General features: G+C 56.0%; 15 protein-coding genes and 1 other RNA gene. 10 read left to right on the forward strand and 6 right to left on the reverse strand.

Going from position 1 to position 17,108, the window contains the following annotated elements; all coding sequences use genetic code 11:
* The 5 genes from tdcB to garL all read right to left on the reverse strand — a co-directional run bounded on the left by tdcB (window position 1) and on the right by garL (window position 4,819).
* The gene (gene tdcB / locus BM007_RS11385; protein WP_024906393.1) at window positions 1–990 is read right to left on the reverse strand and encodes a bifunctional threonine ammonia-lyase/L-serine ammonia-lyase TdcB; all 990 of its coding nucleotides are present in this window, start codon (window positions 988–990) and stop codon (window positions 1–3) included.
* Between the two features lie 102 nt (window positions 991–1,092).
* The gene (gene tdcA, locus BM007_RS11390) at window positions 1,093–2,013 is read right to left on the reverse strand and encodes a transcriptional regulator TdcA (protein ID WP_008501504.1); all 921 of its coding nucleotides are present in this window, start codon (window positions 2,011–2,013) and stop codon (window positions 1,093–1,095) included.
* A 686-nt stretch (window positions 2,014–2,699) separates the two neighbouring features.
* Window positions 2,700–3,077, reverse strand: an RNA gene (gene rnpB, locus BM007_RS11395) — RNase P RNA component class A.
* A 59-nt stretch (window positions 3,078–3,136) separates the two neighbouring features.
* Window positions 3,137–4,027 (reverse strand): 2-hydroxy-3-oxopropionate reductase, encoded by an 891-nt coding sequence (gene garR, locus BM007_RS11400; protein WP_090418824.1) that lies wholly within the window; start codon window positions 4,025–4,027, stop codon window positions 3,137–3,139.
* Between the two features lie 21 nt (window positions 4,028–4,048).
* Window positions 4,049–4,819: a 2-dehydro-3-deoxyglucarate aldolase gene (garL, locus tag BM007_RS11405; protein ID WP_032650347.1), complete on the reverse strand. Its 771-nt coding sequence runs from the start codon at window positions 4,817–4,819 to the stop codon at window positions 4,049–4,051.
* A gap of 377 nt (window positions 4,820–5,196) precedes the next feature.
* On the opposite strand from garL, the gene garD reads away from it, so the two are divergent.
* A complete protein-coding gene (garD, locus tag BM007_RS11410; RefSeq protein WP_090418827.1) occupies window positions 5,197–6,768 on the forward strand; it encodes a galactarate dehydratase in 1,572 nt (523 codons plus the stop codon).
* Window positions 6,769–6,815: 47 nt separating this feature from the next.
* Here garD and BM007_RS11415 read toward each other — a convergent pair whose 3' ends face one another.
* Window positions 6,816–7,619 carry a DeoR family transcriptional regulator gene (locus BM007_RS11415; protein WP_024906389.1) on the reverse strand — a complete coding sequence of 268 codons (804 nt, stop codon included), beginning with the start codon at window positions 7,617–7,619 and terminating at the stop codon, window positions 6,816–6,818.
* A 239-nt stretch (window positions 7,620–7,858) separates the two neighbouring features.
* Here BM007_RS11415 and kbaZ point away from each other — a divergent pair, with 239 nt between their 5' ends.
* The 9 genes from kbaZ to BM007_RS11465 all read left to right on the forward strand — a co-directional run bounded on the left by kbaZ (window position 7,859) and on the right by BM007_RS11465 (window position 17,084).
* Window positions 7,859–9,166 (forward strand): tagatose-bisphosphate aldolase subunit KbaZ, encoded by a 1,308-nt coding sequence (gene kbaZ / locus BM007_RS11425; protein WP_090418831.1) that lies wholly within the window; start codon window positions 7,859–7,861, stop codon window positions 9,164–9,166.
* An 18-nt stretch (window positions 9,167–9,184) separates the two neighbouring features.
* Window positions 9,185–9,658, forward strand: a complete 474-nt coding sequence (gene agaV, locus BM007_RS11430; protein WP_023333561.1) for a PTS N-acetylgalactosamine transporter subunit IIB — start codon at window positions 9,185–9,187, stop codon at window positions 9,656–9,658.
* Window positions 9,659–9,668: 10 nt separating this feature from the next.
* Entirely contained in the window at window positions 9,669–10,448 is a 780-nt protein-coding gene (gene agaW, locus BM007_RS11435; RefSeq protein WP_090418834.1) for a PTS N-acetylgalactosamine transporter subunit IIC, read from the forward strand.
* On the forward strand, window positions 10,438–11,316 hold the full coding sequence (agaE, locus tag BM007_RS11440; RefSeq protein ID WP_090418837.1) for a PTS N-acetylgalactosamine transporter subunit IID: 879 nt from the start codon (window positions 10,438–10,440) through the stop codon (window positions 11,314–11,316). The genes agaW and agaE overlap by 11 nt, the downstream gene beginning before the upstream one ends.
* 16 nt (window positions 11,317–11,332) lie before the next feature.
* Window positions 11,333–11,767, forward strand: a complete 435-nt coding sequence (agaF, locus tag BM007_RS11445; protein WP_045355421.1) for a PTS galactosamine/N-acetylgalactosamine transporter subunit IIA — start codon at window positions 11,333–11,335, stop codon at window positions 11,765–11,767.
* The gene (gene nagA / locus BM007_RS11450) at window positions 11,764–12,897 is read left to right on the forward strand and encodes an N-acetylglucosamine-6-phosphate deacetylase (RefSeq protein WP_090418840.1); all 1,134 of its coding nucleotides are present in this window, start codon (window positions 11,764–11,766) and stop codon (window positions 12,895–12,897) included. Before agaF ends, nagA begins: the two co-directional genes overlap by 4 nt.
* A gap of 246 nt (window positions 12,898–13,143) precedes the next feature.
* Complete coding sequence (locus BM007_RS11455; RefSeq protein ID WP_090418843.1) at window positions 13,144–14,289, forward strand: SIS domain-containing protein; 1,146 nt, start codon at window positions 13,144–13,146, stop codon at window positions 14,287–14,289.
* A gap of 12 nt (window positions 14,290–14,301) precedes the next feature.
* Complete coding sequence (kbaY, locus tag BM007_RS11460) at window positions 14,302–15,174, forward strand: tagatose-bisphosphate aldolase subunit KbaY (RefSeq protein WP_090418845.1); 873 nt, start codon at window positions 14,302–14,304, stop codon at window positions 15,172–15,174.
* A 20-nt stretch (window positions 15,175–15,194) separates the two neighbouring features.
* Window positions 15,195–17,084 (forward strand): alpha-galactosidase, encoded by a 1,890-nt coding sequence (locus BM007_RS11465; RefSeq protein WP_090418848.1) that lies wholly within the window; start codon window positions 15,195–15,197, stop codon window positions 17,082–17,084.
* Window positions 17,085–17,108 lie beyond the last annotated feature (24 nt).

Consider the following 17,108-nt stretch of genomic DNA (forward strand, 5'->3'; position numbering starts at 1 on the left):
TTATGCGTCAACGAAGCCGGTAATTTGGGAAACACGGGAGAGGTCGATATTGCCGCCGGAAATAATGCAGACGGTTTTGCGGCCCTGAATATAGTGGTCAAGTTTGCCGCTTAATAACGCAGCACAAGCCAGTGCGCCAGCGCCTTCCGTCACCACTTTATTTCGCTGAATAAGGGCAACCATGCTGTTGCGAATATCGTCTTCGCTCACCAGCACAATGTCATCGACCAGTTCACGAACGATTTCGAAGGTTAATTTCCCCGGACGAGAGACGTCGCAGCCGTCGGCTAACGTGCCGGTAACGCGATGGTTGGTTATTTCTCCTGCCTGCCAGGAGGCTGCCATTCCGTGCACGTTTTCAGACTGTACGCCGATAATATTAATGGTCGGGTTGATGGATTTAATCGCCGTCGCAATCCCGGCAATTAATCCGCCGCCGCCGATAGGTACAATGACGTTATCCACGTCGTATAAATCTTCGAGAATTTCCAGGCCGATGGTGCCCTGCCCGGCAATCACTTTTGGGTCATCGTAAGGCGGAATAAAAATACGCCCTTCCGTCTCAACGATTTCGCTCACTTTGGCGATGGTATCGTTGAAGTTCTCGCCGTGCAGCACCACTTCGGCGGAGTAGTCGCGGGTGGCGGCAACCTTGGATTTCGGTGCCCCCTTCGGCATCACCACTTTGCCGTCGATGCCGAGCATGGCGCAGGAGAGGGACACACCCTGCGCGTGGTTTCCCGCGGAGCAGGCGACAACGCCTTTGCGTTTTTCAGCGTCGGTCAGCGAGCTTAACTTGTTAAACGCGCCGCGGATCTTAAACGAGCCGGTACGCTGCATATTCTCAAATTTCAGGAATATTTCGCCCTTACAACGTTCGCTGAGATAATTCGAACGTGGCATACCGGTTTTATATATTTTTCCTGCCAGTCGTTTTCTGGCGTCCTGAATATCTTCAATCGTTACCGGGAGATCGTAGGTAATATGCATAATATCCTCGTTATAATAATTCATTCTTTTCAGGCAAAGTCAGGGTATCAGCGCGTTAACACGTTAACGCTCTGGGTGTTCTTTAAAATGGGTACTAATTATTCATCGTCGTCTTTCGATATTCATCGACGAATATTGTTTTGCCAGCTCAACTAATACTGACGCCGATTTTTTAATCCTGTAATTTTTTGACCACACGGCGGCATAACGCGCCACGGGTAATTCATCTTCCACTGGCAGCACAATAAACTGGTCAGAACCGAACGGTGCAATCATGTCGCGGGGAATAACCGTCAGATAATCGGCATTCAGCACAAGGTTATAAATGGTGACGACGGAATCGGTCTGGACGATGTTTTCGATGCTGATGTGATTGTCTTGCAGGGTGGTCAGAAGTTCTTTGTAGTAGCCCATATCGGTTTGCGGCATCACCCACTGCTCGTGCGTGAGCGATGCCAGTGTCGTCGGGCCGGTGCACGTTCGCGTTTTGCTGGCGACCAGCACAAACTCGGACTCAAACAGCGGTTCGACGTGCAGATCCTGCAGCAGCATTTCATCACTCAGCGTGCCGATAGCGAAATCCAGACGACCGTCGCGAATGGCCGGCAGGAAAGAGGAGAGCTGGGCTTCATACATCGAGACGCGTGCTTTCGGGAACACTTCCTTAAATTTTTTGATCATTTCGGACAGGAAGGTGAAACCGATCAGCGACGGGTAACCAAAGGAGACGTCCATAACGGTGCTGAAACTCAGGCTGTTAATCTCACTCACCATGTTTTTCATTTCGCGGGTGATGGACTCTGAGTACGAGAGCAGAACCTGGCCCGCAGCAGTGAGTTTTACGCCGGTGTTTTTACGCACCATCACTTCCACACCGAAGTAGGACTCAATATCGCTGATGATTTTGCTGACGGCGGGTTGCGTCAGACCCAGCTGTCTTGCTGCAGAACCTATGGAGCCACTTTTAATGACTTCCTGAAATACCACGAGGTGCTGTGTTTTCGGTAGAATAATAGTGTTCATAATATTCTGCACTTATTTCCCTATGACGGGGTGAATTCTACTCAATAATGTTTGAAGGGGTATGTGCTGTTACTCACAATTTGCTTTCCAGGCCCTTTATCACGCACAGCGAAAAACCATAAAAACGCTTACTTATCAAAGGAATAAATAGAGACAAATATGCTACTACGCTGATATTGATCAACAAAAATAGCGGTAATAAATTTATTTTATGGCGATAACCCGGATAAATTTTACCATCCGGAAAAAATCAATAAAGGCGATATTTCAGGCAATTAAAGACCAATAAATAACCGCTATTTGTTTGAAACATTCTTTCAATTTATCAAATTTTTCCGACGCGAATTTTCAGGCTGGCGGAAAAGAGTGGAATACGTCACATATTCACAGGAGAAATGTATTTGATTTCAATGTATGCATATCAAACGAGAAAAGTTTCGCGATCATTAAGATAACAATCATAACAAATTATCAATACTGAAAATCGCGATTTTTTTAGCGTGAAATTTTGTGATGACGATCGTCCGCAGACACAGGAGCGATACGGAAGGGGTAAAAACAGTGAAATGTGCTTAATGTCGCAAATATGAGAATTGATGTCGTTTGTCTGGTGCCGGGTGGCGCTGCGCTTACCCAGCCTACCCCCCCTGAAAGCAAAAACCCCGCCGAAGCGGGGTTTTCTAAGAAGTTGAAGCTGACCGATAAGCCGGGTTCTGTCGTTGGACAGTCATTCATCTAGGCCAGCAATCGCTCACTGGCTCAAGCAGCCTACCCGGGTTCAGTACGGGCCGTACCATGTGAACCCCTATTTGGCCTTGCTCCGGGTGGAGTTTACCGTGCCACGGACTGTTACCAGCCGCGCGGTGCGCTCTTACCGCACCCTTTCACCCTTACCTGATCCCGCTTGCGCGGGCCATCGGCGGTTTGCTCTCTGTTGCACTGGTCGTGGGTTTCCCCCCCAGGCGTTACCTGGCACCCTGCCCTATGGAGCCCGGACTTTCCTCCCCTCCGCCCGTCTCCCCCGAAAGGGACGACGACGAAGCGGCGACTGTCTGGTCAGCTTCGGCGCGCAGTATAGAGGGTTTGCGCGCCGCTGTCACCCTCAGGTATGGGCAAGGCGTGATTAACGCGCCACTTCCACCTTCGCCAGTTTTTCGTAGTAGCATGCAATCGCGCTGTGATCGGCCGTGCCCAGGCCATCGGCACGCAGCGCCTGCATCATCTCCATGACCGCCGCGGTCAGCGGCAGCTGCGCGCCCACGCCGTGTGACGTATCCAGCGCGTTGGCCAGATCTTTGATATGCAGGTCGATGCGGAAACCGGGTTTGAAATTACGATCCATGACCATCGGCGCTTTGGCCTCCAGCACGGTACTGCCCGCCAGGCCACCGCGAATGGCCTGATAGACCAGGTCCGGGTTGACGCCCGCTTTGGTTGCCAGCGTCAGCGCTTCGGACATGGCGGCAATGTTCAGCGCCACAATCACCTGGTTTGCCAGCTTGGTCACGTTACCCGCCCCGATATCCCCGGTATGCACCACGGAGCCCGCCATCGCTTTCATCAGGTCGTAATATCTATCGAAAACGGCTTTATCACCGCCGACCATCACCGACAGCGTACCGTCTATCGCTTTCGGCTCACCGCCGCTGACCGGCGCGTCCAGCATATCGACGCCCTTTGCTTTTAGCGCCTCGCTGATTTCACGACTTGCGAGCGGCGCAATAGAGCTCATATCAATCAGCACCAGGCCCGGCTTCGCGCCATCGATAATGCCGTTTTCACCCAGCGCGACCTCTTTAACATGCGGTGAGTTTGGCAGCATGGTGATGATGACGTCGCACTGCTCGGCAATCGCTTTGGCTGTGGTGGCCGTTTCTGCGCCCGCCGCCATCACTTCCGCCACGGCCTGTGGATTATGATCGGATACCACCAGCGAGTAACCCGCTTTGATGAGGTTCTTACTCATTGGTTTACCCATGATCCCCAGGCCAATAAAACCCACTTTCAGCGTCATAATCTGTATCCTCAATGATGGTTATTTTTTAAAAGCGTCCGCTAATTTCTGCGTGGCCGAGCGGAATACGCCGAGGTCGCTGCCGACGGCAACAAACGTGGCTCCCCACTCCAGATAGCGACGGGCGTCCGCCTCAACCGGCGCCAGAATGCCGCACGGTTTGCCGTGTGCTTTGGCGCGGGCAAAGATGTGCTGGATCGCGCGCTGTACGTCAGGGTGGCTGGCATTGCCCAGATGGCCAAAGGCGGCAGCCAGATCGCTTGGGCCGACGAAGATACCGTCCACGCCGTTTGTGGCGGCAATCGCGTCGACGTTATCAACGCCCTGCTGGCTCTCGATCTGAACCAGAATGGTGATGTTGCTGTTGGACTGCGCGAAATAGTCCGGCACGGTGCCAAACATATTGGCGCGGTGCGAAACGGAGACGCCGCGGATCCCTTCCGGGGGGTAGCGCGTTGACGCAACGGCCAGCGCCGCTTGTTCTTCCGTCTCCACAAACGGGATCAGAAAGTTGTAGAAGCCGATATCCAGCAGACGCTTGATAATCACCGGCTCGTTGGTGGGTACACGCACCACCGGGGCGCTGTGGCTGCCTTTCAGCGCCATCAGCTGCGGAATAAACGTGCTGATATCGTTCGGCGCATGTTCGCCGTCCAGCACCAGCCAGTCGAAACCGGCCAGGCCCAGCACTTCGGTGCTGATTGGGTTTGCCAGCGCGGACCAGCAGCCAATCTGAATCTGGTGCGCCGCGAGGGCCGCTTTAAATTTATTCGGGAAGATATCGTTACTCATCGTATTTACCTTTTTATTCCGCAGCCTTTTCCAGTGTCATTTTATTTATTCATTCAGACACCGTGCCAGCATGATATTTATTATTCTGACGTATTCTGGCGTGATAAAATCGTCATTCAGTATAAGACGCCATCCGCGACCGCACATTGTTTTAATGCTCAGGTATTACGGCATATTTTGATAAAAATTTTTGCATATGCACAAAGCACTGGGCGCTAATGCACAGAATCAAGGATTACGGGTTCGGGAGCGATCGAGATCACATTTTAATATCCCCTATGCTGACATGCTTTATTTCTGAAAGCCGCGTATTTATTTCTACCATTAGAAAATTGGCTGAATTTATTATCAGACACTTTGCTGGAGAATAGTGAACAATGGCCGACATTGAAATTCGACAGGCATCGCCGACGGCGTTTTATATCAAAGTACACGACATCGATAATGTGGCGATTATTGTCAACGACAATGGCTTAAAAGCGGGCACTCGATTCCCGGACGGGCTGGAACTGATTGAGCATATTCCACAGGGACATAAAGTCGCCCTGGTGGATATCCCTGCTAATAGCGAAATCGTACGTTACGGTGAAGTCATCGGCTATGCCGTTCGCGCTATACCACAGGGTAGCTGGGTTGAGGAGTCGCTGGTGGCACTTCCAGAAGCGCCGCCGCTGAACACGCTTCCGCTGGCAACCCGCGTGCCGGAACCGCTTCCTCCGCTGGAGGGCTATACCTTCGAAGGCTACCGCAATGCGGACGGCAGCGTCGGCACCAAGAATCTGCTCGGCATTACCACCAGCGTGCACTGCGTGGCGGGCGTAGTGGATTACGTGGTGAAAATTATCGAACGCGATCTGCTGCCAAAATACCCGAACATCGACGGCGTGGTGGGCCTGAACCACCTCTACGGCTGCGGCGTGGCGATTAACGCGCCCGCTGCCGTGGTGCCGATCCGGACCATCCACAATATCGCCCTCAACCCGAACTTTGGCGGCGAGGTGATGGTCATCGGCCTCGGCTGTGAAAAATTGCAGCCAGAACGCCTGCTGCAGGGTACCGAGGATGTCAAAGCCATCCCGGCAGACGAGGCCAGTATCGTGCGCCTGCAGGACGAACGCCACGTTGGTTTCCGCTCAATGGTCGATGACATTCTGCAGGTGGCAGAGCGACATCTGGACAAACTCAACCGCCGCCAGCGCGAAACGTGTCCGGCCTCGGAACTGGTCGTGGGCACCCAATGCGGCGGCAGCGATGCCTTCTCCGGCGTGACGGCCAACCCGGCGGTAGGCTTTGCATCCGATCTGCTTGTTCGCTGCGGCGCTACGGTGATGTTCTCCGAGGTGACCGAAGTGCGAGACGCCATCCATCTGCTTACGCCACGCGCCGTTAATGAAGAGGTCGGCAAGCGCCTGCTTGAGGAGATGGCCTGGTACGATAGCTATCTCGATATGGGCAAAACCGACCGCAGCGCCAATCCCTCCCCCGGGAACAAAAAAGGCGGCCTGGCAAACGTGGTGGAAAAAGCCCTTGGCTCCATTGCCAAATCCGGTCAGAGCGCCATTGCAGAAGTGCTCTCTCCGGGCCAGCGCCCGACGAAACGCGGCTTGATTTACGCGGCAACGCCGGCCAGCGATTTTGTCTGCGGCACGCAGCAGGTGGCATCCGGCATTACGGTACAGGTCTTTACCACCGGGCGCGGCACGCCGTACGGCCTGATGGCGGTGCCGGTGATTAAGATGGCGACCCGCACCGAGCTGGCAAACCGCTGGTATGACTTAATGGATATCAACGCGGGCACTATCGCCACCGGAGAAGAGAGTATTGAGGACGTGGGCTGGAAACTGTTCCACTTCATTCTGGATGTCGCCAGCGGACGGAAGAAAACCTTTTCGGATCAGTGGGGATTGCATAATCAGCTGGCGGTGTTTAACCCGGCACCGGTGACGTGACTTCCCGTCACCCAGCCCTCTCCCCCCAGGGGAGAGGGTAAAAAACCTTAAACCAACACCACCTCAATCCCGCTTTTTCGCAGCCCTTCCAGGCTCTCCGCCGGAATGCCTTCATCGACAATAATCATATCAATCCGTTGTGTATCAATGATTTTATGCAGGCTCGAGCGGTTAAATTTGCTGGAGTCCGTCACCACAATAATGCGTTCTGCCACCTCGCACATTTTGCGATTCAGACGGGCTTCGTCTTCGTTGTGCGTGCTCACGCCGCGGTCGAGATCGATGGCGTCAACGCCCAGGAACAGCAGGTCAAAATGGTAATTCTGTAGCGACTGTTCTGCCTGGTCACCGTAGAAAGATTGCGACTGACGGCGCAAATGTCCGCCGGTCATCAGCAGTTCCACCCCTTCCGCTTCCAGCAACGCATTCGCCACGTTCATCCCGTTGGTCATCGCGATGACGTCCGTGTGCTGACGCAGCATGCGGGCGATTTCAAACGTCGTGGTGCCAGAGTCCAGAATAATACGGTGCCCGGGTTTGACCAGCGCGGCAGCAGCCTGCGCGATACTGCGCTTCACCGCCGTATTCAGCGAGCTTTTATCCTCCACGGAAGGCTCAGCGCCCGGCATGTTGCCTTCGCAAATCAATGCCCCACCGTAAGCGCGAACGGCAATGCCCTGCTTCTCCAGGAACGCCAGGTCGTTGCGGATTGTTACCGTCGATACGCCGTACAGATGAGACAGATCGTTAACCTGTACGCTTCCCTGCGCCCGCAACCGCTGAATGATCTGCTCCCGCCTTTCACTGGTGCTGGTGATGCGCTTTTCCGCGGATGAATCGGTGCTGCTCATACGAGCTCCTTAATCAATATTCTTTCGTTTCATTTCGTTTTGCCTATTAAGGCCTTTCCTTTACGGGAATGCAAGCCCTGCATAGTGACGATACGCAAGCTGGCACCGCGCTGAAACCTTTCATTATGTTTCTTTTGTGAAACAGATCGGAAAACTATTATCTTTCGTTTTATTTTTAGATCACCATGATGCAGGATTAAATGAAACAAAACGAAAGATAAATATCATTACCATCCGAAATGGAGAGGAAAGTGAAACATCTGACAGAAATGGTGGAACACCATAAACGGGGGAATTCAAACGGGATTTACGCCGTCTGCTCCGCACATCCGCTGGTACTGGAAGCTGCAATTCGTTACGCGCATTCACATCGATCCCCGCTGTTGATCGAGGCCACCTCCAACCAGGTGGATCAGTTTGGTGGCTATACCGGCATGACGCCCGCTGATTTTCACGGGTTTGTCTGCCAGCTGGCCGAGTCGCTCGGTTTCCCGACGTCACAGCTGATCCTCGGCGGCGATCACCTGGGCCCTAACCGCTGGCAAAACCTGCCTGCGCAACAGGCGATGGCAAATGCCGACGATCTGATCAAAAGCTATGTTTCTGCCGGATTCAAAAAGATCCATCTCGACTGCAGCATGTCCTGCGCGGACGACCCGGTTCCCCTGACCGACGCGATCGTTGCCGGACGCGCCGCACGCCTGGCGAAGATTGCCGAAGCGACCTGTCGCGAGCAGTTTGGTGAATCCGATCTGGTCTACGTTATCGGCACGGAAGTGCCGGTTCCCGGTGGCGCGCACGAGACGCTCACCGAACTTGCCGTCACCACGCCAGACGCGGCCCGCGCCACGCTTGAAGCGCACCGCCACGCGTTCGAAAAGGAAGGCTTAAGCGACATCTGGCCGCGCATTATTGGCCTGGTGGTCCAGCCTGGCGTGGAGTTCGACCATGCGCACGTCTGCGACTATCAGCCGCAGAAAGCCGTTGCCCTGAGCAAAATGGTTGAAGCCTACGACACGCTGGTGTTTGAAGCACACTCCACCGACTACCAGACGCCGCAGGCGCTGCGAAAGCTGGTCAACGATCACTTCGCGATTCTGAAAGTTGGTCCTGCCCTGACCTTCGCCCTGCGCGAAGCGCTGTTCTCGCTGGCCGCTATAGAAGAGGAGCTGCTGCCGGCAAAAGCCAGCTCCGGCCTGCGTCACGTACTGGAAAACGTCATGCTCGACCGCCCGGAATACTGGCAAAGCCATTACCACGGTGACGGCAACGCGCGTCGCCTGGCGCGCGGCTACAGCTACTCTGACCGCGTGCGCTACTACTGGCCGGACAGTCAGATTGACGACGCCTTTGAACGCCTGGTGCGTAACCTGGCAGACGAGCCCATTCCGCTGCCGCTGATCAGCCAGTACCTGCCGTTGCAGTACAGCAAAGTTCGCGAGGGCGCTCTCAAGTCAACGCCACGGGAACTCATCATTGACCACATTCAGGACATACTCCAGCAGTACCACGCCGCCTGCGAAGGCGTAACAACGCAAAACGCATAATAAAAAGAGGAAAGCGCTATGCCAAACATTGTCTTATGCCGCATTGATGAACGCCTGATCCACGGTCAGGTGGGCGTGCAGTGGGTGGGGTTTGCGGGGGCAAACCTGGTACTCGTCGCCAACGATGAGGTGGCTGAAGATCCGGTTCAACAGAACCTGATGGAAATGGTGCTCGCGGAAGGGATCGCCGTGCGCTTCTGGTCGCTGCAAAAAGTGATCGACAACATTCACCGCGCCGCTGACCGCCAGAAAATCCTGCTGGTCTGCAAATCACCCGCCGATTTTCTGAAGCTGGTTGAGGGCGGCGTGCCCATCACCCGTATTAACGTCGGAAACATGCACTACGCCAGTGGCAAACAACAAATTGCCAAAACGGTCTCTGTCGACGCGAACGATATCGCCGCGTTCAACGGCCTGAAAGCGGCCGGTGTGGAATGCTTCGTTCAGGGCGTTCCAACAGAAACTGCTTTGGATCTCTTTAAACTGCTCTGAGGGATTCACAATGGAAATCAGTCTGTTGCAGGCGCTTGGGTTGGGCATACTCGCCTTTATCGCCGGTCTGGATATGTTTAACGGGTTAACACACATGCACCGCCCGGTGGTGCTCGGGCCGCTGGTCGGTCTGATTCTGGGCGACCTGCATACCGGTATTTTGACCGGCGGTACGTTAGAGCTGGTCTGGATGGGGCTGGCCCCGCTCGCCGGTGCCCAGCCGCCTAACGTCATTATCGGCACCATCGTGGGTACCGCATTTGCCATCAGCACCGGGGTGAAGCCAGAAGTTGCCGTTGGCGTCGCCGTCCCGTTTGCCGTCGCGGTACAGATGGGAATCACGTTCCTCTTCTCGGTGATGTCCGGCGTGATGTCACGCTGCGATCGCATGGCGGCCAATGCAGATACTCACGGTATTGAACGGGTTAACTATCTTGCGCTGCTGGCGCTCGGCATCTTCTATTTTCTGTGCGCCTTCCTGCCGATCTACTTCGGTGCGGAACATGCGAAAACCGCCATTGATGTTCTGCCGGCACGGTTGATTGACGGCCTCGGCGTCGCGGGCGGCATCATGCCAGCCATCGGCTTCGCCGTGCTGCTGAAGATCATGATGAAAAACGTTTACATCCCTTACTTCATTATCGGTTTTGTCGCCGCCGCCTGGCTCAAGCTTCCGGTGCTGGCGATTGCGGCGGCCGCGCTGGCGATGGCGCTGATCGACCTGATGCGTAAAACACCTGAGCCGACGGCTTCAGTAGCCCAGAAAGAGGAATTCGAAGATGGCATCTAACCAAACCACCCTGCCGGACGTGTCTGAACGCGAAGAGACGCTGCTGACCGGCGTGAATGAAAACGTCTACGAAGACCAGAGCATCGGTGTCGAGTTAACTAAAAAGGATATTAACCGCGTGGCCTGGCGTTCCATGCTGCTGCAGGCCTCGTTTAACTACGAACGTATGCAGGCCTCCGGCTGGCTGTACGGGTTGCTGCCCGCGTTGAAAAAGATCCACACCAACAAGCGGGACCTTGCGCGGGCAATGAAAGGCCATATGGGTTTCTTTAACACCCACCCGTTCCTGGTGACCTTTGTAATCGGCATCATTCTGGCGATGGAGCGCTCCAAGCAGGATGTGAACAGCATCCAGAGCACCAAAATTGCCGTCGGCGCGCCGCTCGGCGGTATTGGCGATGCCATGTTCTGGCTAACCCTGCTGCCCATCTGCGGTGGTATCGGCGCCAGCCTGGCGCTGCAAGGGTCGATTCTGGGGGCCGTGGTCTTTATCGTGCTGTTTAACGTGGTGCACCTCGGCCTGCGTTTTGGCCTGGCGCACTACGCTTACCGGATGGGCGTGGCGGCCATCCCGCTGATTAAAGCCAACACCAAAAAGGTCGGCCACGCGGCGTCTATCGTCGGGATGACGGTGATCGGCGCGCTGGTGGCAACCTACGTCCGCCTCAATACGACGCTTGAAATCAAGGCAGGTGATGCCGTTGTCAAACTGCAGGCCGACGTTATCGACAAGCTGATGCCCGCGTTCCTGCCGCTGGTCTACACCCTGACCATGTTCTGGCTGGTGCGTCGCGGCTGGAGCCCGCTGCGGCTGATTGGTATCACCGTGCTGCTGGGCGTTGTCGGTAAATTCTGTCACTTCCTGTAAAAGCAAAGAGGTTGCGATGTTAGGCATTATTTTGACGGGTCACGGCGGGTTTGCCAGCGGGCTTGAGCAGGCGATGAAGCAGATCCTCGGCGAACAGCCGCAGTTTATCGCCATCGATTTTCCTGAAACGTCCACCACCGCGCGGCTGACCGCTCAGCTTGAGCAGGCGGTGAGCGAACTCGATGCAGAGCACGATATTGTGTTTCTCACCGATTTGCTCGGCGGCACGCCGTTTCGCGTGGCATCGACGCTCGCCATGCAACGGCCGGGCAGTGAAGTGATCACCGGCACCAACCTGCAGCTGCTGCTGGAGATGGTGCTGGAGCGCGACGGATTAAGCAGTGAAGCATTTCGTCTGCAGGCACTGGAGTGCGGGCACCGCGGCCTGACGAGCCTCGTAGACGAGCTGGGACGCTGTCGCGAGGAAGCCCCTGCCGAGGAAGGGATATGAGCCAGCTGCTGCGCGCGAGGCGGGTGCTTACCGAACAGGGCTGGCTGGATGACCACCAGCTACGCATTGAAAACGGCGTGATTGCGGCTATTGAGCCTGTCCCGGCAGGCGTGACGTCGCGCGATGCAGAGCTGCTCTGCCCGGCGTATATCGATACGCACGTCCACGGCGGCGCGGGCGTGGACGTGATGGATGATGCGCCTGACGTGCTGGATATTCTCGCGATGCATAAAGCGCGCGAAGGCGTGGGCGCCTTTTTACCCACAACCGTGACCGCACCGCTGGAGACTATCAACGGCGCGCTCGCGCGAATCGCCCGGCGCGCTCAGTCGGGCGGCCCCGGGGCGCAGATCCTGGGCAGCTACCTGGAAGGACCGTACTTTACGCCGCAGAACAAAGGGGCGCACCCGCCCGAGTTATTCCGGGAACTGAATATCACGGAGCTGGATGCACTGATCGACGTCTCGCATAACACGTTGCGGGTAGTGGCGCTCGCGCCAGAAAAACCCGGCGCGCTGCAGGCGATCCACCATCTTAAACAGCGCGGTTTACGCGTGATGCTGGGCCACAGCGCTGCCACGTACCGGCAAACACTCGCCGCGTTTGATGCGGGTGCCGACGGGCTGGTTCACTGCTACAACGGCATGACGGGGCTGCACCACAGAGAGCCCGGCATGGTCGGTGCAGGGCTGACGGACAAACGGGCGTGGCTGGAGCTAATTGCCGACGGCCACCACGTCCATCCTGGGGCGATGCGCTTATGCTGTTGCTGTGCGAAGGATCGCGTGGTGCTGATTACCGATGCCATGCAGGCGGCAGGTATGCCGGACGGACGCTACACGCTCTGTGGTGAAGAGGTCTCAATGCAAAACGGCGTGGTTCGAACCGGCTCCGGCGGGCTGGCAGGTAGCACGCTGTCGCTGGATGCCGCGGTCAGGAATATGGTGGAGTATGCGGGCGTAACCGCCGAAGACGCTATCCATATGGCCTCGCTACACCCTGCCCGGCTGCTTGGCGTTGACGGTCAGCTCGGATCCTTAGCCCCGGGTAAACGCGCCAATATCATTGCGCTGGACGGGGGTTTGCACCTCCAGCAGATCTGGATTCAGGGCCAGGCTCTCCCCCTTTAGCCCTTTCATTGTGTCTCCTGTTGGCCTTACGGCACCCGATCGTATGGCCTTTCTTTTCCTTTCCTTAAATTTTCCCTTTCCTTTCACGATCACACTTTTCGTTTTATTTCTTTTCTTCCATTGAAGTTTCGATTTCTTTTCTATAGATTTTATTTAACTGCTAAAGTGAACAAGTGAAACGAAACGAAAGATAGCGACACGATTGCCAGCGTCTGATGTGGAATTCACACGACTAAGGACTGAGTTATGCCACAAACTACCACCGCCGCAACCGGCACCTGGACCGAGGAAGAGATCCGCCAGCAGCCTGCCAGCTGGATCCGCTCGCTCAACAATATCGATAGCCTGCGTGCTTCGATCGACAGCTTCCTGACGCCGCTGCTGCGCAAGCACGATCTGCGGATCGTCCTTACCGGCGCGGGCACGTCCGCCTTTATCGGCGATATCGTTTCTCCCTGGCTCGCGAGCTACACCGGGAAAAACTTCACTGCCGTCCCAACAACCGATCTGGTCACGAACCCGATGGACTACTTCAGCCCTGCGCATCCGCTGCTGCTGGTTTCGTTTGCCCGCTCCGGCAACAGCCCGGAAAGCGTCGCAGCCGTCGAGCTGGCAAACCAGTTCGTGCCGGAGTGCTACCACCTGTCGATTACCTGCAACGAGGCGGGGAGCCTGTACCAGAACGCCGTCGACAGCGATAACGCCTGTGCCCTGCTGATGCCTGCCGAAACGCACGATCGCGGGTTCGCAATGACCAGCAGCATCACCACCATGATGGCGAGCTGTCTGGCCGTATTCGCCCCTGAGACGATCAACAGTAAAACCTTCCGCGACGTCGCCGATCGCTGTCAGGCGATCCTCACCTCGCTCGGCGATTTCAGCCACGGCGTCTTTGGCAATGAAGCGTGGAAACGCGTCGTCTATCTGGGAAGCGGCGGCCTGCAGGGCGCGGCGCGCGAATCGGCTCTGAAGGTGCTGGAGCTGACGGCGGGCAAGCTGGCGGCATTCTACGATTCCCCGACGGGCTTCCGTCACGGGCCGAAGTCTCTGGTGGATAACGAAACGCTGGTGGTGGTGTTTATCTCGAGCCATCCGTATACGCGTCAGTACGATCTGGATCTGCTGGCCGAGCTGCGCCGCGATCGCCAGGCTATGCGCGTCGTCGCCATCGCCGCTGAAAACGATCCGGTCATTGAAGCGGGTCCGCACATTCTGCTGCCGCCTTCACGTCCGTTTATCGATATGGAACAGGCGTTCTGCTTCCTGATCTATGCCCAGGTCTTTGCACTCACCCAGTCGCTCAGCGTAGGCAATACGCCCGATACGCCATCCGCCAGCGGAACGGTCAACCGCGTGGTGCAGGGCGTTGTTATTCATCCGTGGCAGGCTTAAGAGGATCTGATTATGAGTATTATCTCGACGAAATATCTTCTGCTGGACGCGCAGGCAAAAGGCTACGCCGTTCCGGCGTTCAACATCCACAACGCGGAGACGATCCAGGCGATCCTCGAAGTGTGCAGCGAAATGCGATCGCCGGTGATCCTCGCGGGCACGCCGGGCACCTTCAAGCATATTGCGCTGGAAGAGATCTACGCCCTGTGCAGCGCGTACTCCCACACCTACGACATGCCGCTGGCGCTGCACCTCGATCACCACGAATCGCTGGACGATATTCGCCGCAAGGTCAACGCGGGCGTGCGCAGCGCGATGATCGACGGCAGCCACTATCCGTTTGAACAAAACGTGAAGCTGGTGAAGTCGGTGGTCGATTTCTGCCACCTCAACGACTGCAGCGTCGAAGCCGAGCTGGGCCGCCTGGGCGGCGTGGAAGATGACATGAGCGTGGACGCCGAAAGCGCGTTCCTTACCGATCCGCAGGAGGCGAAACGCTTCGTCGAACTGACCGGCGTCGATAGCCTTGCCGTCGCCATCGGCACCGCGCACGGCCTGTATACCAAGCGCCCAAAAATCGACTTCCAGCGGCTGGCAGAAATTCGCGAAGTGGTCACGGTGCCGCTGGTGCTGCACGGCGCGAGCGATGTGCCGGATGAGGATGTGCGTCGCACCATCGAACTGGGCGTGTGCAAAGTCAACGTGGCCACCGAACTGAAAATTGCCTTCTCTGACGCGGTTAAAGCCTGGTTTGCCGAAAACCCGCAGGGTAACGATCCGCGCTTCTATATGCGGGTCGGCATGGACGCCATGAAAGAGGTGGTCAGAAGCAAGATCGCCGTTTGCGGCTCGGCAAACCGATTGCTGCTTTCGGCAGAAGCCTGATTAAAAAGGAGCTTACGCTGATGAAAAAAATCTTCGCACTCTCAGTGCTGGCCCTGTGCGTTTCCCATAGCGCGGCGGCGGCGAACTACGCGCTCAATAACGACAATATTGCCCTCTCGTTTGATGACGCAAACTCAACGGTAGTGGTTAAGGATAATAAGGCTAACCATCCGCTCACGCCGCAGGAGCTGTTCTTTCTGACGCTGCCGGATGAGACAAAAATCCACACCGCTGATTTCACCATCAAGCACGTCGAAAAGCAGGACAACGCAATTGTCATCGACTTTACCCATCCGGACTTTAACGTGACGGTGAAGCTAAACCTGGTGAAGGGAAAATACGCCAGCATCGACTACACCATTTCCGCAGTCGGCCAGCCGCGAGACGTGGCGAAAATTACCTTCTTCCCGACCAAAAAACAGTCTCAGGCCCCCTATGTCGACGGAGCAATTAACAGCTCGCCGATCGTTGCTGACTCATTCTTTATTTTGCCGGACAAGCCAATCGTTAACACTTACGCCTATGAAGCGACCACTAATCTCAACGTAGAACTGAAAACGCCGATCCAGCCAGAGTCGCCGGTCAGCTTTACCACCTGGTTCGGCACTTTCCCGGAAACCAGCCAGCTGCGCCGCAGCGTGAACCAGTTTATTGATGCCGTTCGTCCGCGACCGTACAAGCCTTATCTGCACTACAACAGCTGGATGGATATCGGCTTTTTCAATCCGTACACCGAGCAGGATGTGCTGGGGCGGATGGACGAGTGGAATAAGGAGTTTATTACCGGACGCGGCGTGGCGCTGGACGCCTTCCTGCTGGACGACGGCTGGGACGACCTTACCGGGCGCTGGCTGTTTGGCCCGGCATTCAGCAACGGTTTTGGCAAGGTTCGGGAAAAAGCCGACAGCCTGCACAGCTCGGTTGGACTGTGGCTCTCACCGTGGGGAGGCTACAACAAGCCGCGCGACGTTCGCGTCTCGCATGCAAAAGAGTATGGGTTCGAAACCGTCGACGGGAAGCTGGCGCTGTCAGGGCCGAACTACTTTAAGAACTTCAATGAGCAGATCGTTAAGCTAATCAAAAACGAACACATTACCTCGTTCAAACTTGATGGGATGGGTAATGCCAACGCGCATATCCAGGGCAGCCCGTATGCCTCGGATTTTGACGCCTCCATCGCCCTGCTGCACAACATGCGCAGCGTCAACCCGAATCTGTTTATCAACCTGACGACAGGTACCAACGCCAGCCCGTCCTGGCTGTTCTATGCCGATTCTATCTGGCGCCAGGGCGATGACATCAACCTGTACGGCCCCGGCACGCCGGTGCAGCAGTGGATGACCTACCGCGATGCGGAAACGTACCGCTCCATTGTGCGCAAAGGCCCGCTGTTCCCGCTGAACTCGCTGATGTACCACGGGATCGTCAGCGCGGAAAACGCCTATTACGGGCTGGAGAAAGTGCAAACGGACAGCGATTTTGCCGACCAGGTCTGGAGCTACTTCGCCACCGGCACGCAGTTGCAGGAGCTGTATATCACCCCGTCAATGCTGAACAAGGCGAAGTGGGATACCCTGGCACAGGCGGCGAAGTGGTCGCGGGATAACGCCAGCGTGCTGGTGGATACGCACTGGATTGGTGGTGATCCAACCGCACTGCAGGTTTACGGCTGGGCATCCTGGAGCAAGGACAAAGCGATTCTCGGCTTGCGTAACCCGTCGGATAAGCCGCAAAGCTACTTCCTGGATTTGGCGAAAGATTTCGAAGTCCCGACAGGAAACGCGGCGCAGTTTAGTCTGAAGGCGGTGTATGGCCGTAATTCAACCGTACCGGAGGCGTACAAAAATGCGGTGGTGATTACACTGCAGCCGCTGGAAACGCTGGTGTTTGAGGCGATGCCAGTTAACTAAAAGGTGTATCAAGCTCTGTAGGCC

This window comes from Enterobacter sp. NFIX59 (assembly GCF_900113755.1).
GTDB classification, from domain to species: Bacteria; Pseudomonadota; Gammaproteobacteria; order Enterobacterales; family Enterobacteriaceae; genus Enterobacter; species Enterobacter pseudoroggenkampii.

Excerpts from the sequence above, each read along its gene's own strand:
- tdcB (WP_024906393.1), bottom strand. The coding sequence starts at position 990 with ATGCATATTACCTACGATCTCCCGGTAACGATTGAAGATATTCAGGAC.
- tdcA (WP_008501504.1), bottom strand. The coding sequence starts at position 2,013 with ATGAACACTATTATTCTACCGAAAACACAGCACCTCGTGGTATTTCAG.
- garR (WP_090418824.1), bottom strand. The coding sequence starts at position 4,027 with ATGACGCTGAAAGTGGGTTTTATTGGCCTGGGGATCATGGGTAAACCA.
- garL (WP_032650347.1), bottom strand. The coding sequence starts at position 4,819 with ATGAGTAACGATATCTTCCCGAATAAATTTAAAGCGGCCCTCGCGGCG.
- garD (WP_090418827.1), top strand. The coding sequence starts at position 5,197 with ATGGCCGACATTGAAATTCGACAGGCATCGCCGACGGCGTTTTATATC.
- BM007_RS11415 (WP_024906389.1), bottom strand. The coding sequence starts at position 7,619 with ATGAGCAGCACCGATTCATCCGCGGAAAAGCGCATCACCAGCACCAGT.
- kbaZ (WP_090418831.1), top strand. The coding sequence starts at position 7,859 with ATGGAGAGGAAAGTGAAACATCTGACAGAAATGGTGGAACACCATAAA.
- agaV (WP_023333561.1), top strand. The coding sequence starts at position 9,185 with ATGCCAAACATTGTCTTATGCCGCATTGATGAACGCCTGATCCACGGT.
- agaW (WP_090418834.1), top strand. The coding sequence starts at position 9,669 with ATGGAAATCAGTCTGTTGCAGGCGCTTGGGTTGGGCATACTCGCCTTT.
- agaE (WP_090418837.1), top strand. The coding sequence starts at position 10,438 with ATGGCATCTAACCAAACCACCCTGCCGGACGTGTCTGAACGCGAAGAG.
- agaF (WP_045355421.1), top strand. The coding sequence starts at position 11,333 with ATGTTAGGCATTATTTTGACGGGTCACGGCGGGTTTGCCAGCGGGCTT.
- nagA (WP_090418840.1), top strand. The coding sequence starts at position 11,764 with ATGAGCCAGCTGCTGCGCGCGAGGCGGGTGCTTACCGAACAGGGCTGG.
- BM007_RS11455 (WP_090418843.1), top strand. The coding sequence starts at position 13,144 with ATGCCACAAACTACCACCGCCGCAACCGGCACCTGGACCGAGGAAGAG.
- kbaY (WP_090418845.1), top strand. The coding sequence starts at position 14,302 with ATGAGTATTATCTCGACGAAATATCTTCTGCTGGACGCGCAGGCAAAA.
- BM007_RS11465 (WP_090418848.1), top strand. The coding sequence starts at position 15,195 with ATGAAAAAAATCTTCGCACTCTCAGTGCTGGCCCTGTGCGTTTCCCAT.